The sequence below is a fragment of the Cupriavidus sp. GW823-FHT07B10 genome, from assembly GCF_058794355.1.
In genome coordinates this window covers 474,041-489,191 of sequence record NZ_JBXAGS010000004.1, presented here as the reverse complement: position 1 = coordinate 489,191, position 15,151 = coordinate 474,041, and the positions used below count along the sequence as shown (strand labels likewise).

The following is a 15,151-nucleotide window of genomic DNA, read 5'->3' as shown; positions in this document are numbered from 1 at the left end:
TCGCAACTCCAAGATAACAGTGGTGGGCTTGTTGGCCCTTTTTGTTTCTAAACGGTCACGCAGATCGGCGATGAACCAAAAAAAAGAGGTGCCGGAGCACCTCTTCATGTCGCGCGATGGCCTGACTCACCTGGAAGCAAACCTGTGGGGATCGAATGCCTCCGGCGGCAAGCCGGACAGCGTGGCACCGGACTGGAAGGGATAGCGCAGGTACGGCGCTTTCGGCTGACCCGGTGGCGAGTACTGTCCATCGGCAAGAATGCGTTTCTTCGCGCTCATCTCACGAATCTCGCAGCGATAGGCAACGATCTGGCTGGCTGCGCCGTCCTCGATCGGCGAGTAGTCTTTCTCGGGCCGGAACTTGTCCAGCGCCTGGTACTGGTGGGCACGCACCTCGTCGGTACTGTCCCGCAGCCTGACTTCGCATCGCGCGATGGCGCTGTAGTACTCGAGGCTTGTATTCTGTCCCTTCGGTGCCTTCAGCAAGGCCACGGGCCGGTCGACCTCGATCGTGACCAGGGGATTCGCCCGAATCGCCGAGGCCAGCTTTCCGAATCTGGAACTGTGGATCAGGAAGGCGTCGCCGGTGAAGGTAAAGCTCTGCGCGGTAATGTAGGGATAGGGTGTGTCATGCACCGCGACCCGGCAGATCAGCTCGTTCCGGAGGAAGGCCTCGATGGCCGGCCAGTCGGTCCAGGCCAGGTCGGTCCGGCGCATTTCGTTGTGAAGGTAGGCGGGTGTCGTGGTCGTCATGGTCTCGTCTGCTGATGGTTCTGAAAATGCCGCATCTGCGCGCGTCCGGGCCCCAAACCAATTCCGCGCAAGGGCCGGCCAATGGCATCCGCCAGCCATTCAAGCAGGGCTTCCAGTTGCGGAGGCAGGGGGGAAGTGGCATCCGTCGGGATGGTGTCTTCGGCAAAGGCAGGAAACCGCACCACGCGCTGGCCACCGGTGTCAGTGGCGCCGGCAACGACCGGGATGCAGCGCTCGCGCGTGCGGTCAAAGGCCGCCAGGCTGTCGCACTTGTTCAGATACACCTCGTCAACCCCGCATTGCCGTACAGCAAGCCGGAGCTGCGCCACGTCAAGCAGCCCTACCCGCCGTGGCCGGCCGGTTCCGGTGCCGTACTCATTCGACAGCATCCGGATCGCCACGCCGATGGAGAATTCGTCCGCTTCGGCGAGCAAAGCCAGCGGATCCAGCCTGGCCGCCTCGTCGGCCCCGCCGCGGCCCTCCCGCGCCGCATCGGCGCAATAGGCCTCGGATCGCCCTGCGCCAAGTTCGGTTGGCAACGGCCCGCTGCCGACCCGGGATACGATCGCCTTGGCGACGCCGATGGTCTTGCGGTGATACTTGCATGGGAGGTCGCCACCCACATACGCGTAAGAAGGCATCGTATGGCTGGACGTGACCCAAGGCTGAACGCCCTGCACCACATCGAGCATGACGGACTGCGCGCCCTCGAAGAGCACATTGGCACCCGCTTCGACCCGCCGCAAGAGCGCAACCGGATCGTCCGTCACGAACGGCTCAACCACCTTCCACGCCTGGCGCATCGCGTTCACCACGGCCACAAGACCCTCGCCGTCGCCGTCGCGCTGCACGGCCAGCCGCATCATCTGCTCGAACACCCGGCTCCCGTCAACCACCAGGTCGCGGAGCTGAAACGAAGATCGCTCCCCTCCCCGCACGCGGGTCGCGAGATCCGCATAACACGGGCCGATGCCGTTGCCGGTGGTGCCAATCTGGGCGCCATCGTGGCGATCGGCCAGGACATGGAGAGGCTGGACGACCGGACACCTGTCACTGATCGTCAACCGCCCGCCCAGATCGATCCCCTGCGCCGCGAGCATCTCGATTTCGGCTGCCAGTTGCTGCAACCCGATCACGCAGCCTGAGCCGATGTAGAGCGCAACGCCGGGATGCAGCACCCCGGAGGGGACCTGCCGTAGCCGCAAGGTTCCGTCAGGCGTGGCGATGGTATGCCCGGCGTTCGCGCCGCCGTTGAAGCGCGCAATCACCTCGTACTCGCCGGCGAGGTGATCGACGACCCGCGCCTTCCCCTCATCGCCATATTGCAGTCCGACCAGGACGTCGGCGTACCCCGCCTTTTTCGCGGTGCCCATCGCCTACGCGTCCAGCGCAAATGTCGCCTCGATCTCCACCGGGGCACCGAAGGGAAGGCTCGCCACGCCGAGCGCCAGGCGGGCATGGCGCCCTCTCTCTTCAAAGATCCGGTTCAGCAATTCCGACGCTGCATTGATCACCAGCGGCGCATCATGGAAACCCGGCTCCGCCGCAACATAGCCTCCAACGCGGACGATGCCCCGGATTCGTTCGAAATCCCCATCGGTCGCTGCCGCCACCCAACCCAGCAGGTTGGCCAGGCACAACCGCGCGGCCTGCTGTGCCGCTTCGACGGTGACTGCGCCCGGGACCTTGCCGACGAAGACCGGCTTGCCGTCCTGAAGCGGCAACTGCCCCGATACCGTCAGCAAACCATGGTGCAGGGTGTAAGGGACATAGTGCGCTTTGGGAAATTCCGTGGCAGGCAAGACAATGCCGGCAGCCTGGATACGATCCATCACTGACATACTGACTCCTCGACTTGAAAAAGTGTCGGCGAAGTGAGCACGGTGCTGGCCTCCGCCGACACCACGACTGTGCCGCACGGTTAAGCCTTAGATTCGCGTGGCGACGCCAGTTGATGTCGCGCAGACGCCAACCTGCCGGCTGGCGCCTAGTCGCCAGCCATGTCCCTGAAGTATTCGGTCGGCGTCATGCCCAGCGCACGCCTGAACATGGCACTGAAGGCACTCGGACTCTCATAGCCAAGTTGCAGCGCGATGTCCGTGACATGGCAGCCCTCGGCAAGCAGGCGTACCGCGGCCATCAGCCGGGCCTGCTGCTTCCAGCGGCTGTAGGTCATGCCCGTTTCTTCGGGAAACAGGCGGATGATGGTGCGCTCGCTGGCGCCGACCGAACGGCTCCACGCCGCCACGGAAGTCTCATCGGCAGGGTCCTCGAGGATCTTTGCGCAGATCTTGCTCAGCCGAGGGTCCTTGGGCATCGGCAGATGCAGCGGCACCACGGAAAGCGGGCGCAGTTCCTGCAGCAGAAGCTGCACCACCAGGCCGTCGCGGCCGCTTTCGTCATAGTCCAGCGGCATGCGCACGGCGGCCGATATCAGTTCGCGCAGCAGCGGCGGCACAGCGACGACACAACAGTTGCGCAACTCATCAGGAATGGCATCAGCGCGAATATAGACCGTGCGCATTTCCACATCGCCGCAGGCCTGCATGGCGTGCTCGACGTTGCACGGAACCCAGACCGCGCGTTGAGGCGGCACCACCCAGGAGCCGAAATCGGTGGTCACCAGGATAGCGCCCACATAGGCGTAGATCAGCTGGCCACGGGGGTGGGAATGCGCGGAGATATAGAAGCCGTCCTTCAGCTTGCGCGCCATCCCGCCCACTCGCCGGTCTATCGCCTGGTAGTCATCCCGGTTTTCGCTCTTTCCAAACATGGCGTCTTTGCGATAGTCGTTGTCATCCAGGGGCGCGCGCAGCCACACGCCGATACGTATCTTTGGCCGGACGCCAAATGCGTCGCAACGATCAAATGGAATCGAGGCATCGGTCCCACAGTCTGGAGCCAAAAGTAATGTCAGTGTATCGAAACTTCAATCAGGAAGAACTGGACAAGCAGTACAACGTCAGGGCGGGAATTCCCGGGTTCCAGGACATCTTCAAGGGATGGGAGAACACCAGCGCCGCATTCCGTCGCGCCCATCCCATAAAGGAGAACCTTGCGTATGGCCTGGACGCCAAGCAGGCGCTGGACTTCTTTCCCGCAGCCACCAGGAGCCGTCCGTTGCTCGTCTTCATTCATGGCGGCTACTGGCAATCGCTGGACAAGTCGGACTTCAGCCACGTTGCCGCCCCGTACCTGAAGCACGACATCAACGTCGCCGTGGTGAACTACCGGCTCGCCCCGGAGGTCGGGATGGCCGAGATCGTCCGCGATAATCGCGACGCCGTGGCATGGCTCCACGGCAATGCGGCCGAACTGGGGTTCGATGCGAACCGCATCTATGTATCCGGCCACTCAGCCGGCGGACATCTCACCGCCACGCTGGCAGGAACCGATTGGGAGTCGTTCGGCCTCCCCGCTGACGTGCTCAAGGGCGGATGCGCGATCAGCGGCCTGTATGACCTCGAACCTATCCGCCTGTGCTATCTCAACAAGGTGGTCGGTCTGACCGAGGCGGATGTCGCCAGCTACAGCCCGATTCATCATGTTCCACGAGTGAAATTGCCCATGATCCTGACCGTTGGCGGGGATGAGTCGCCGGAGTACCACCGGCTGCAGCGCGAATACCAGGCGCTGCTGGGCGAATGCGGCTTTGACGTGCAGGTGGTGGTGCAGGAGCGCGGCCATCATTTCGACGCAGTCGACCTGCTGGGCGATGCCGATGGCGCCCTGGCCGCGTCGGTGTTGCGCATGATCGAGCGCGCCTGAGGCCTGAGGGCCGGATCGCGGGCAGGGCGGCATTCAGCACAGGCCGCCATGTCCGCGGTCCCGGTGCAATCACCGGATCGGGGCGCTTGCCTGCACGGTTGTGAAAGCGCGAACTCGTGATCAGAAGATTCCATGGCGTGGCAAACCACGCGCTACCCCACCCTCTTCCGGTCGCTGACTACCACCAGCGCCTGTGCCAGGGTCTTGCCAATCGAGCGCGAGCGATGCGGGATCGATGCGTTGAAATACAGCGAGTCGCCAGCCTTCATCCGTACCGTGCGGTCATCGAACAGCACCTCCATCTCGCCCGATACGACGAAGATCAGCTCTTCGCCGGCATGGCTGGCCATTGGCTGGTCTTGTGCCAGCGTGAACGGCGGCACCATGACGAAGGGCTGCATCGCCTTGTCCACGCGCTCCGTGGCAATGGCTTCGTAGGTATAGCCCTGGCGCTCGGCGGACGGGCTGAACGGAACCCGGTCCGCGGCCTTGACCAGCAGGATCTCATTGCCGCGCTGCGGCTTGGCGATCAGCTGGTCGACGGTCACGTCGAGGGCCTCGGCCAGCTTGAGCACCGTACCGATGGTCGGCGACGACAGGCCGCGCTCCAGCTTGGACAGGTAGCTCTTGGTCAGCGATGCCCGTTGCGCCAGTTCCTCAAGCGTCAGCCCGTTGAGCTTGCGCAGTGCCGCCAGCCGTTCGGCGATGGTCGAAAGAGCGGCCGGAGCGCCCGATTCTTGCTTCCTGATCATCCGCAGTCACTGGTTAGAAGCGCCCGGACAGGCGCATGGGTCGGCTCGGATTGTAAGGTCGGCACGACACATGGGCAACTCGGCTTGCCTAAATGACACTTCGGTGTCATTATAGACACACTTGTTTCCCCACCCGCCCCCGAAGGAGCATGCAAGTGAGTCCCAAGCGCCCCCATCTCGCAGGTGCAGCAGCCCTGTTTGTCACCCTATTCCTCAGTGGTTTGCCTGCTGCCCACGCGGCCGGCTATCCGGATCGTCCCATTACGCTGGTGGTGCCATTCGGCGCCGGCGGCATCACTGACCTGGTGGCACGCGCCACCGGCAAGGCCCTGTCTGAACAGCTTGGCCAGTCGATCGTCGTGGAAAACCGCCCCGGCGCGGGCGGCAACATCGCGGCGGATTTCGTACGTCGTGCCCGGCCCGATGGCTACACACTGATGTTTGCCACCGTAGGCGTCCTTGCGGTCAATCCGCATACGGACGTCAAGGTCAGCTTTGATAGCGCGAAGGACTTCACCTATATCTCGCTCGTCGGTTCCACGCCCCATCTGGTGGTGGTCGGCGCCGACGTCCCGGCCAGGACGCTGCCCGAACTGATCAAGCTCGCGCAACGCCAGCCCGGCGCCGTCAGCGTAGGCACCGCAGGCGTCGGCAGCTCGCCGTACCAGGGCATGCGCGTGCTGCAGGACGCGGCCCGGGCCGAATTCCTGCACGTACCGTTCAAGAGCGGCGCTGAATCGGTGACCAACGTCGTCTCGGGGCAGGTCAACATGACATTCGAGGCCACGCCGCAGGTGATGCCATTCGTCGCCTCCGGCAAGCTGCGGGCGTTGGCCGTTGCCAATCCGCGGCGGCTGGCCACCGCGCCGGACGTGCCGGCGACACCGGAACTGGGCCTGCCGACCATCGTGTCCGGTTCGGTGGCAGGCCTGATTGCGCCTGCCGGCCTTGATGCCGCCATCGTGAAGAAGCTCAACACAGCCATTGCCGGCGTGGTATCGAACCCCAAGTTCAAGGCCACGCTGATGGCACAGGGCACTGAACCGATGTCATCGTCGCCCGAACAATTCCGCAAGCTGATCAAAGAAGAAGACCAGCGCTGGTCGGCCTTGCTCAAGGCTGACAACAAGACCAGGTAACGCGGACTGAAAGCTCCGCTTCTCCAGCACAACGAAAGGAAAATCCCATGGCCAGCACCATGCAACTGAGCAAGAGCGAAATCGTCGCCGCCTCGCTCCAGAAAATCCAGATGGAACTGCGCACGCAGAAAATGCCGCTGCGCGAGGCAGTAGCCGAAACCTGCCGGATCCTGTTCGCCTTCGGGCACGACTCCGGCCTCTCAGGCCAGATCACCGCGCGCGCAGAACAGCCTGGCACCTACTGGACCCAGCGCCTGGGTCTGGGCTTCGACGAAATCACGTCCGACAACCTGCTGCTCGTCAACGAAGACCTGGAAGTCCTGGAAGGCAGCGGCATGCCGAACCCGGCCAACCGCTTCCATTCCTGGCTCTACCGTGCGCGTCCGGACCTGAACTGCATTGTCCATTCGCACGCGCCGCACGCCTCGGCGCTGGCGATGCTGGAGGTGCCGCTGGTCATTTCGCATATGGACACGTGCGTGCTCTACGACCAGTGCGCGTTCCTTGAGAAATGGCCTGGCATTCCTGTCGGCAATGAAGAGGGAGAAATCATCTCGGGAGCCCTTGGTGACAAGAAGGCCATCCTGTTGTCCCACCACGGCCTGCTGGTGGCCGGTGCCACGGTGGAAGAAGCCTGCGTACTGGGTGTGATGTTCGAGCGTGCCGCCCGGCTGCAACTGCTGGCCATGGCGGCGGGCCCGATCCAGCCGATCCCGCACGATCTGGGCTGCGAAGCGCGGCGCTGGGTCAGCACCCAAAAGCGGTTCGAAGCCACCTTTGCCTACTACTCGCGGCGTGCGCGTCGCGGGCTGGGCGCCGAATAGCAACAGGGCGCCGACGGGCCGGCGCAAGCACGGCCAGGCCATGGCGAAGTCTGCAGTCTGCTGAGAACCTGAACCACGCCTGGCCCTGCGCCATTGCCGCTTGCTTGATATGAGAAGCGCAAGCTCCGACAGTATTGGTCGAATGGGATAATCGCGTCATGGCAGGCAGGGCGGGAATCGCAGATCTGCCGCCGATGGCGCAGGTGAGTGACGGCGCCATAGCCGGCGCCCGCCGCCGGCGCTCATACCCCTACCCAAGAACGGAGACATGCCTTGACCATTAAAAACCGATTCACCCTGGGCCTGTTGGCAACGGCAGCCCTCATCGCGGCGGCCCCGGCTTGCGCACAAGAACAGTGGCCAGCAAAGACGATCCGCTTTGTCGTGCCCTTTGCCGCCGGCGGCGCCAATGACCTGATGGCGCGCGCCGCGGCCGAGGGCGCAACCAAGGCGCTGGGCCAGACCGTGCTGATCGAGAACCGGCCCGGCGCGGGCGGCACCGTGGGCGCCGACATCGTGGCCAAGAGCGCGCCGGATGGCTATACCTTCCTGATCAGCGCAGCCGGCGTCATCTCCAACAGCATGATCAAGAAGTCAATGCCGTTCAAGGATGACGCGCTGGTTCCCGTGGCCATGATCGGCCTTGCGCCTTCGGTCATCGTGGTGCCGAAGAACGCGCCCTACAAGGATCTGCGCGACTTCGTCGAGGCGTCAAAGAAGGGGAACGGTTTCAACTTCGCGACCGCGGGGACCGGCAGCACCCCGCACTTCGTGGCGGAGATCCTGAATGTGAAGTACGGCGCAAAGCTGCAGCCGGTGCCCTACAAGAGCGGGTCGGAAAGCACTACGGCAGTGCTGGGCGGCCAGGTGGAAGGAACCTCCGAGGCCAGCATCATCGCCCTTCCGCATATCCTGCACGATGGCAAGTTCAAGGCGCTCGCCACCACCTGGACGCAGCGCATCTCGGCCTACCCGCAGCTTTCCACCGCGGTGGAGCAAGGTTTCCCGGACCTGCAGATCGCGCATTGGGCCGGCGTCCATGCCCCCAAGGGGACGCCCGACGCCATCCTGGACAAGGTGGCCGCCGCGGTGGACAAGGCCATGAAGGACCCGGCCGCCGCCGCCAAGCTGAAGGCCGTGGGCATCGAACCGGTCGGCGGCACGCGTGCGGACTTTGTGAAGTTTGTCGAGGCGGAGCGCAAGCGGCTGGGCGAGATTGTCAAGGCCGCCAGGATGCAGGAGAAGTAATCGCTGTGCCCGCCATGCCGCCCCATCGGTCAGGACGCCGGGGCGGCACGGCTTTCATTGGCCGTTGCCGCAGGCAGGTTGCGGCGCCCCCAGTTCTCTGCCTGCCGCTCCAGGTGCAGGCGGATAAAGTCCATCAGCGTTCGCGTTGCCAGCGTGGGATAGCGGTTTGGCGCGGTCAGCATGTAGACACTGTCGCCCACGCCTTCGGCTTCGCACTCGGCCAGCACCTCGCGCATCTGTCCGGACTGCAGTTGCCGCCAGACCGCATAGCGCGGCAGCAGCGCCACGCCCAGCCCGCCCATCACCGACTCGAACAGGAACGGATAGTCGCCTGACTGGATCCGGGGCGACACGCGCAGCGTCATCGGCGTGCCCGCCAGCCATACCTTCAGCGTAAAGCGGCGCCCCAGCGATGCCGGGGCAATCATGTCGCAGCGCTCCAGGTCGGCCACGGTCCGGATCGGCCCGTGGCTGTCCAGGAACGAGGCCGACGCGCACAGGCACCAGCCGACATCGCAGATGCGCCTCGCCACGTGGTCATCGGGCGGCTGCGAGGTGATCTTCAGCGCCACGTCGACCTCGGCCGGGATCAGGTCGCCAATGTTGTCGTTGATGACGACGCGCAGCGAAATCTGCGGGTAGTTGCGCGCGAATTCCAGCAGCAATGGGGTCAGGTAGAGATGACCCAGTCCCGTGGGCAGGCGAATACGCACGTCGCCGCGCACCACCTGGCCAAGGCTGTCGATCGAGGTATTGGCGGACTGCAGTTCGTCCAGCATGCGCAAGCCATGCGCGTACAACAACTGGCCCGCCTCGGTCAGTTCGACATGGCGCGTGGTGCGGCGCATCAACTGGGCGCCCAGGTGCTGCTCCAGCAATTTCAGGCGGCGCGATACGTTGGAGCGGGTCATGCCGCTGCGCTCCGCGGCGGCGGTCAGCGTGCGCGACTCGACCATGGTCACGAACAGCCGCACCAGGTTGAGATCGAAATTATTGTCAATCATGAGTCAACACCGTAGGCACAAATCGAGGGATTGTCCTGGCAGGAAGCCAACCCTAGCATAAACCTCCTGCTTACCCACCTTTCGAACGCCATGTCCGCACTGCCCGCTTCCGACCTGTCCGACACCGACCTGCCTTTCGCCGGCCTGCGCGTGCTCGACATCAGCCAGGGCATTGCCGGCCCGTATTGCGCGCACATCCTGTGGCAGCAAGGCGCTGGAATCGTCAAGGTCGAGCCGCCCGCGGGCGACTGGGGCCGCAAGGTCGGGGTCGTGCGCGGCGATACCAGCGCGCTGGCGATCGCCTATAACGCCGGCAAGCGCAGCGCCTGCATCGACGCCACCACTGACGCCGGCAAGGAGGTGCTGCTCGGCCTTGCGCTGCAGGCGGACATCGTCGTGCAGAACTTCCGCCCTCAAGTGGCGGAACGGCTGGGCGTGGGCTATGCGGCGCTGGCCGCGCAGCGGCCCGCGCTGGTCTATGTGTCGATCAGCGGCTATGGCCCGGATGGTCCCTATGCCGACTATCCGGCTTCGGACTCGGTGATGCAGGCCGACTCCGGGCTGATGTTCGCCAACCGTGGCGCCGACGGTGGCGCGCGCCGCATCGGCATGCTGCTCGCCGACGCCGCCACCGGCCTCTATGCCGCCCAGGCCTGCGCCGCGGCGCTGTGCCGGCGTTTTCGCAGCGGACTCGGCGGCCATGTCGAGCTGAACCTGTTCGATGCCTGCTGTGCGCTGCAGGCCAACAACCTGCTCGAGCATGCCATCGGTGGCCCGACGGCCGCCGGCCCGGTGAGCGCGCCCAATGGCGTCTATGCCAGCAGCGACGGCAGCGTGACGCTGCTGGCGCTGAACAACGCGCAGTTCGCCAAGCTATGCCATGCGCTGGACCGCACCGGCTGGCTGGAAGACCCGCGCTTTGCCGACAATGCCGCGCGCATGGCCCACGCCGCGCTGCTGAACCAGCAGGTGGCCGAGCAGATCGCCACGCGCACGACCGCGCAATGGCAAGACATCCTCAGCCGGCACGACGTGCTGCATGCCCCGGTGCGCAGCTATGAAGACGTGCTGGCACACCCGCAGGCGGCACACCGGCAGACCTTCCAGACGATCGCGCAGCCGGGGCTCGGACCGCTGCCCTTCGCCGGCATCCCGGCGCGCGACATGCGCCGGGATGCCGGCCCGGCGCCGGCCAACGGCGAACATACCGTGCAGGTCCTGCGCGAGGCCGGCTTCGGCCAGCAGGCCATCGACGCATGGCTGCAGCAGGGTGTGGTGCGACAGGCGACGGCCCCCGCGGCCAAGGCAGGTGTGCAATGAAGGCGCTTGTCTGCAAGCAGTTCGGCGGCGTGCAGGACGTCGCGCTGCAGGCCATCCCGGAACCGGTGCTGGCCGACCCGCATGCGGTCACGATTGCCGTCGAGTACGCCAGCGTCAGCCACGCCACCGGCCTGATGATCGCCGGCCAGTACCAGCGCCGGCCCCCGTTGCCCTTCGTGCCCGGTACCGAAGCGGTCGGCCGCGTGGTGGCCTGCGGTGACGCGTGCACGCGGCTGCGTCCCGGCGACCGGGTGGTGGCGATCGCGGACTGGGGCTGCTTTGCCGAACAGGTCACCGTGCCCGAGTACACCGTCTACCGCGTCCCGGATGCGCTGCCGTCAAAGGCCGCGCTGCCGATCCCGATTTCCTATGGCACGGCGTATTGCGGGCTGGTGTGGCGCTGCGCGCTGCGCCCGAATGACACGGTGCTGGTGCTTGGCGCCGGGGCCGGTGTCGGCCTGGCTGCCGTGGAAATTGCGCGCCAGCTCGGCGCCACCGTCATCGCCTGCGCCAGCACCGAGGCCAAGCGTGCCGACGCGCTGCGGCGCGGCGCCACGCACGCGCTGGCCCCGGCGGACCTGGCGGCATCGGTCAAGGCGCTGACGCACGGCCGTGGCGCGGACGTAGTGGTGGACCCGGTCGGCGGCGACCTGTTCAACCAGGCCCTGCGTGCGGCGGCGGCGAACGCGCGCATCCTCAGCATCGGCTTTGCCAGCGGCACCATCCCGCAGGCCCCGGTCAACCTGCTGCTGGTCAAGAACCTCACGCTGCACGGGTTCTTCTTTGGCCGCTACATCGGCTGGACGCCCGCCAACGAGCGGGCCGAGCATGCAACGGCGCTGCAGGAGGTCATGGCGACGCTGTTCGATTGGGCCGCGCGGGGCAAGCTGGAGCCGACCGTATCCGCGGTCTATCCGATCACCGGCCTGGACGACGCCCTGGCCGCGCTGGAATCCCGCCAGGTGGTGGGCAAGGTAGCCATAAAAATCAAGGAGACAGAGACGTGAACAACCGATACCAGAAACGACTTCCGGCTTGGCCGCGGCTGCGCGCGGCACTGATGCTGGCGGCAGCCGCGGCCGCGCTGCCGGCTGCCGCCGTCGCGCAGGACTTCCCGCAGCATCCCGTGCGCATGGTGCTGCCCTACCCCGCCGGCGGGCCCACCGACCTGCTCGCGCGCGTGGTCGCGGTCAAGATGGGCGAGAGCCTGGGCCAGAGCGTGGTGGTCGACAACAAACCCGGCGCCAGCGGCATGATCGGCGCCGAAGCCGTGGCGCGCGCTCCCGCCGACGGCTACACCATCCTGGCCAATGCCTCGCTGCATGTGATCAACCCCAGCATTCAGCCGAAGATGCGCTATGACTCCTTCAAGGACTTCGTGCCGATCACGCAGCTGGCCGACGTGCCGCTGGTGCTGGTGGTCAACAACGCCTCGCCGGTGAAGACAGTGCAGGACCTGATCGCCTACGCAAATAGCCAGGGCGGTGCGCTCAACTTCGGCTCGGCGGGCAATGCCTCGGCCCAGCACCTGGCCGGCGAATCGTTCAAGCTGGCGGCAAAGGTGCCGATGCAGCATGTGCCGTACAAGGGCAGCGCGCCGGCGCTGACGGACCTGATGGGCGGCCAGATCCAGCTGATGTTTGATTCCATGCCGTCGGCGATGCCCTTCATCAAGTCCGGCAAGCTGCGTGCCGTTGCCGTGACCACCGCGCGGCGCGCGAGCGCGCTGCCAAACGTGCCCACCGTCGCCGAGTCCGGCCTGCCCGGCTTCGACATCAGCACCTGGTACGGGCTGTGGGCGCCGCGCGGCACGCCGGCCCCGGTCGTGGAAAAGCTGGCCGCGCATGCGGCCGGCGCGCTGAAGCGGCCCGATGTGCGCCAGCAATATGCCGACATGGGCGCCGAGCCGGTCGGCTCCTCACCTGGCGACTTTGCCCGCTACAACGCTTCCGAAAGCAAAAAATGGGCGGAAATCGTGCGGCGCTCGGGGGCCAAGGCAGACCAGTAGCGCACGGCGGTTGCCGCAGGACTGGCCGATGCCGGGTGTCGGCCAGACGCGCAGTTGGCCAATCTTTCAGATTGCTGCGATCAATTTCCGGTCGGAACCGTCCAGTCCTCCACCACCAGGCCAGGGACGCGCCGGAATGCCTGGTCATTGGTCACCAGCACCGCGCCAGTCTCCAGCGCGTGCGCGGCGATCAGCAGGTTCAGTGCCCCCACCGGCTGTCCTTGGGATTCCAGCGCAGCGCGGGTTTCACCATAGCCGGCCATCACTGAAGGGGTCCAGGGCAATACCTCGACCCTGCGCAGCAGCTCGTCGACCGCGCGCGCGAGGCGCGCTGCGCCGGGGCGCTTGGCCAGCCCGTACATCAGTTCCGCACCGGTGATGGCTGACAGGCACAGCGCCACCATCGGCGCTGCCGTCACGCGTGCCACGACTGCCGGATGTGCCCGCAACAGATGGCTCACAATATTGGTGTCGAGCATGTAGCGCGTCATTCGAGACCCGCCAGCGGATCCCTGGCTTGCTCGCCCTGCGCGCGGTCCGCCAGAAAGTCTTCCGGCACGGCGCTGTCCTTGATGGCAGCCAAAAAGCCGTCCCAACTCTCCGGCCGGCGCGACAGGATCACGTCACCGGTGGACGGGTCACGGCGAATGTATACCTCGCGCTCGGCGAAGCGGAATTCCTGCGGCAGCCGTACCGCCTGGCTGCGGCCGGTGGTGAAGATCTTGGCAGTGGTGCTCACGATATTTCCTTTGATAGATACCAAAAGATATACCGTCATGCGATGGATATCAAGATAGCTACCACCAGCTGTATCTGTGGGATGTCTAACGAGATGGGACGAAAATGCGCTAAGCAACCCCTACGTCCCAGCAATGCTTCTTCCCTTGTTTTGCTCTGCGGCGCACCGCAACCGTGCGCCCATGCGCCCGGATTGAGCATGGGCTCCCCCCCTCATTTCCCCAGCGCCCATTCAAAGCTACGGGTTTTCGCTCGTTGAACGTTGGCATGTCTGTTGCATAGTATTCAAGTGACTTGAATATGGTGCAGGCAGCTTTCCAAGAGCTTTCCCGGGCGTCCACACGCGCCTTGCATCGGTTCGGGTCGGTGACGCCGCGCAGCGGTCCGTCCAATTGTCCATGCAACCCAGGGGGAAGAGAGTGCGCAAGAAACACACTGCAGTAGCCGCCGCCATCGCAGCCGCAGCGACCGGAATGGTCCTGACGGCAGCACCGGCGCAGGCCAAGGATGTCGTCAAGATTGCCTTTGTCGGTCCGCTGACCGGTGGCGTGTCGTCGATCGGCCTGGGCGGACGCAATTCCGCGGACCTGGCCGTGCGCTTGCGCAATGCGGACCCGAAGGCCAGGTACACCTATGAACTGGTGGTGCAGGACGACGAGTGCCGGCCGAACGTCGGCGTGCAGGTGGCGACCAAGATCGCGGCGGACAAGTCCATCGTTGCCGGCGTGACGCACTTCTGCTCTGCCGTGGCCATGGGCACAGTGGGCGTCTACAGCCGCTTCGGCATGCCCGCCGTGGTGTGGGGCGCCGTGCTGCCCGAGGTCACTTATGGCAACAAGTTCAAGGAGATCCATCGCGTCAACGGCACGATGATCAACCAGAGCGAAGTGGCGGCCAAATTCATGACCGGGCTGGGCTACAAGAAGTGGGCGATCATCCATGACACCACCGACTACGGCAAGGGCCACAACAAGTATTTCAGCGAGTTCCTGAAGAAGGACGGCGGCACCATCGTCGGCACGTTCGGCGTGACAGCCGATCAGCAAGATTTCACCACGGAGCTGACCAAGATCCGCGAACTGAAGCCCGACGTGGTGTATTTCGGCGGCCTCACGCCGCTGGGCGTGCGCATCCGCACGCAGATGGACAAGCTCGGCATCAAGGCTCAGTTCGAGGGCACGTCGGGCATCAAGTCCGATGCCTATATCGAAGGCGTGGGCAAATCGCTGTCGGAGGGTTCGCTGGCGTTCATCGAAGGCGCGCCGGTAGAGAAGCTGGCGGGCGGCCAGTTCTTCATGGAACGCTACACGCAGCAGAAATACGGTGAACCGCCGGAAGCGTACGGCCCGTTTGCGTTTGCCGCGGCCAACCTGATCATCGACGCCGTGGAAAAGGTGGGCCCGGACCGCAAGAAGGTGCGTGATGTGCTGAACGGCACCAGGGACGTGAACACCATCATCGGCAAGGTCACCTTCGACGACCACGGCCAGAACGTGGTGCCGCTGATCACCAAGTATGTGGTGGAAGACGGCAAGTGGGTGATCTGGGAAGACAGCACCTACGGCAAGGGCAAGAAGAAGCTGACCGGCCTGTAAGC

At 65.1% G+C, this 15,151-nt stretch carries 16 protein-coding genes; 8 read left to right on the top strand and 8 right to left on the bottom strand.

The window, feature by feature from the left end; translation table 11 throughout:
* Positions 1 to 126: 126 nt before the first annotated feature.
* From AC1Q6V_RS12340 to AC1Q6V_RS12325, 4 genes are all read right to left on the bottom strand, one after another.
* Positions 127 to 753 carry a pyridoxamine 5'-phosphate oxidase family protein gene (locus tag AC1Q6V_RS12340; protein ID WP_176844217.1) on the bottom strand — a complete coding sequence of 209 codons (627 nt, stop codon included), beginning with the start codon at positions 751 to 753 and terminating at the stop codon, positions 127 to 129.
* Positions 750 to 2,126: an adenylosuccinate synthetase gene (locus tag AC1Q6V_RS12335; protein ID WP_454749268.1), complete on the bottom strand. Its 1,377-nt coding sequence runs from the start codon at positions 2,124 to 2,126 to the stop codon at positions 750 to 752. Before AC1Q6V_RS12335 ends, AC1Q6V_RS12340 begins: the two co-directional genes overlap by 4 nt.
* Positions 2,127 to 2,129: 3 nt before the next feature.
* Positions 2,130 to 2,594, bottom strand: coding sequence for a RidA family protein (locus tag AC1Q6V_RS12330; RefSeq protein WP_011617582.1), 465 nt, complete (start codon positions 2,592 to 2,594; stop codon positions 2,130 to 2,132).
* A gap of 146 nt (positions 2,595 to 2,740) precedes the next feature.
* A complete protein-coding gene (locus AC1Q6V_RS12325; RefSeq protein ID WP_011617583.1) occupies positions 2,741 to 3,526 on the bottom strand; it encodes an AraC family transcriptional regulator in 786 nt (261 codons plus the stop codon).
* Between the two features lie 137 nt (positions 3,527 to 3,663).
* Between AC1Q6V_RS12325 and AC1Q6V_RS12320 the strand changes: the two genes are divergently transcribed.
* A complete protein-coding gene (locus AC1Q6V_RS12320; RefSeq protein WP_454749272.1) occupies positions 3,664 to 4,521 on the top strand; it encodes an alpha/beta hydrolase in 858 nt (285 codons plus the stop codon).
* A gap of 152 nt (positions 4,522 to 4,673) precedes the next feature.
* Here AC1Q6V_RS12320 and AC1Q6V_RS12315 read toward each other — a convergent pair whose 3' ends face one another.
* Positions 4,674 to 5,273 (bottom strand): helix-turn-helix domain-containing protein, encoded by a 600-nt coding sequence (locus tag AC1Q6V_RS12315; protein WP_454749269.1) that lies wholly within the window; start codon positions 5,271 to 5,273, stop codon positions 4,674 to 4,676.
* A 149-nt stretch (positions 5,274 to 5,422) separates the two neighbouring features.
* Between AC1Q6V_RS12315 and AC1Q6V_RS12310 the strand changes: the two genes are divergently transcribed.
* The 3 genes from AC1Q6V_RS12310 to AC1Q6V_RS12300 all read left to right on the top strand — a co-directional run bounded on the left by AC1Q6V_RS12310 (position 5,423) and on the right by AC1Q6V_RS12300 (position 8,484).
* Entirely contained in the window at positions 5,423 to 6,412 is a 990-nt protein-coding gene (locus AC1Q6V_RS12310; protein WP_011617585.1) for a Bug family tripartite tricarboxylate transporter substrate binding protein, read from the top strand.
* Positions 6,413 to 6,459: 47 nt separating this feature from the next.
* The gene (locus tag AC1Q6V_RS12305; RefSeq protein WP_454749270.1) at positions 6,460 to 7,236 is read left to right on the top strand and encodes an aldolase; all 777 of its coding nucleotides are present in this window, start codon (positions 6,460 to 6,462) and stop codon (positions 7,234 to 7,236) included.
* A 273-nt stretch (positions 7,237 to 7,509) separates the two neighbouring features.
* Positions 7,510 to 8,484 (top strand): tripartite tricarboxylate transporter substrate binding protein, encoded by a 975-nt coding sequence (locus tag AC1Q6V_RS12300; protein WP_011617586.1) that lies wholly within the window; start codon positions 7,510 to 7,512, stop codon positions 8,482 to 8,484.
* Positions 8,485 to 8,513: 29 nt separating this feature from the next.
* Here the strand turns inward: AC1Q6V_RS12300 and AC1Q6V_RS12295 are convergent, their stop codons facing one another.
* Positions 8,514 to 9,488, bottom strand: a complete 975-nt coding sequence (locus AC1Q6V_RS12295) for a LysR family transcriptional regulator (RefSeq protein ID WP_010812756.1) — start codon at positions 9,486 to 9,488, stop codon at positions 8,514 to 8,516.
* A 90-nt stretch (positions 9,489 to 9,578) separates the two neighbouring features.
* Here AC1Q6V_RS12295 and AC1Q6V_RS12290 point away from each other — a divergent pair, with 90 nt between their 5' ends.
* The 3 genes from AC1Q6V_RS12290 to AC1Q6V_RS12280 are packed head-to-tail and all read left to right on the top strand — an operon-like array spanning position 9,579 to position 12,816.
* Complete coding sequence (locus AC1Q6V_RS12290) at positions 9,579 to 10,808, top strand: CaiB/BaiF CoA transferase family protein (RefSeq protein ID WP_454749271.1); 1,230 nt, start codon at positions 9,579 to 9,581, stop codon at positions 10,806 to 10,808.
* The gene (locus AC1Q6V_RS12285; protein WP_010812754.1) at positions 10,805 to 11,815 is read left to right on the top strand and encodes an NADPH:quinone oxidoreductase family protein; all 1,011 of its coding nucleotides are present in this window, start codon (positions 10,805 to 10,807) and stop codon (positions 11,813 to 11,815) included. The genes AC1Q6V_RS12290 and AC1Q6V_RS12285 overlap by 4 nt, the downstream gene beginning before the upstream one ends.
* Positions 11,816 to 11,868: 53 nt before the next feature.
* Positions 11,869 to 12,816, top strand: coding sequence for a tripartite tricarboxylate transporter substrate binding protein (locus AC1Q6V_RS12280; protein WP_454749273.1), 948 nt, complete (start codon positions 11,869 to 11,871; stop codon positions 12,814 to 12,816).
* An 80-nt stretch (positions 12,817 to 12,896) separates the two neighbouring features.
* Here the strand turns inward: AC1Q6V_RS12280 and AC1Q6V_RS12275 are convergent, their stop codons facing one another.
* Positions 12,897 to 13,307, bottom strand: a complete 411-nt coding sequence (locus AC1Q6V_RS12275) for a type II toxin-antitoxin system VapC family toxin (RefSeq protein ID WP_439672044.1) — start codon at positions 13,305 to 13,307, stop codon at positions 12,897 to 12,899.
* Positions 13,304 to 13,555 carry an antitoxin gene (locus tag AC1Q6V_RS12270; RefSeq protein ID WP_058696551.1) on the bottom strand — a complete coding sequence of 84 codons (252 nt, stop codon included), beginning with the start codon at positions 13,553 to 13,555 and terminating at the stop codon, positions 13,304 to 13,306. The genes AC1Q6V_RS12275 and AC1Q6V_RS12270 overlap by 4 nt, the downstream gene beginning before the upstream one ends.
* 418 nt (positions 13,556 to 13,973) lie before the next feature.
* Here AC1Q6V_RS12270 and AC1Q6V_RS12265 point away from each other — a divergent pair, with 418 nt between their 5' ends.
* Positions 13,974 to 15,149 carry a branched-chain amino acid ABC transporter substrate-binding protein gene (locus AC1Q6V_RS12265; protein ID WP_011617589.1) on the top strand — a complete coding sequence of 392 codons (1,176 nt, stop codon included), beginning with the start codon at positions 13,974 to 13,976 and terminating at the stop codon, positions 15,147 to 15,149.
* The last annotated feature ends 2 nt before the right edge of the window (positions 15,150 to 15,151 follow it).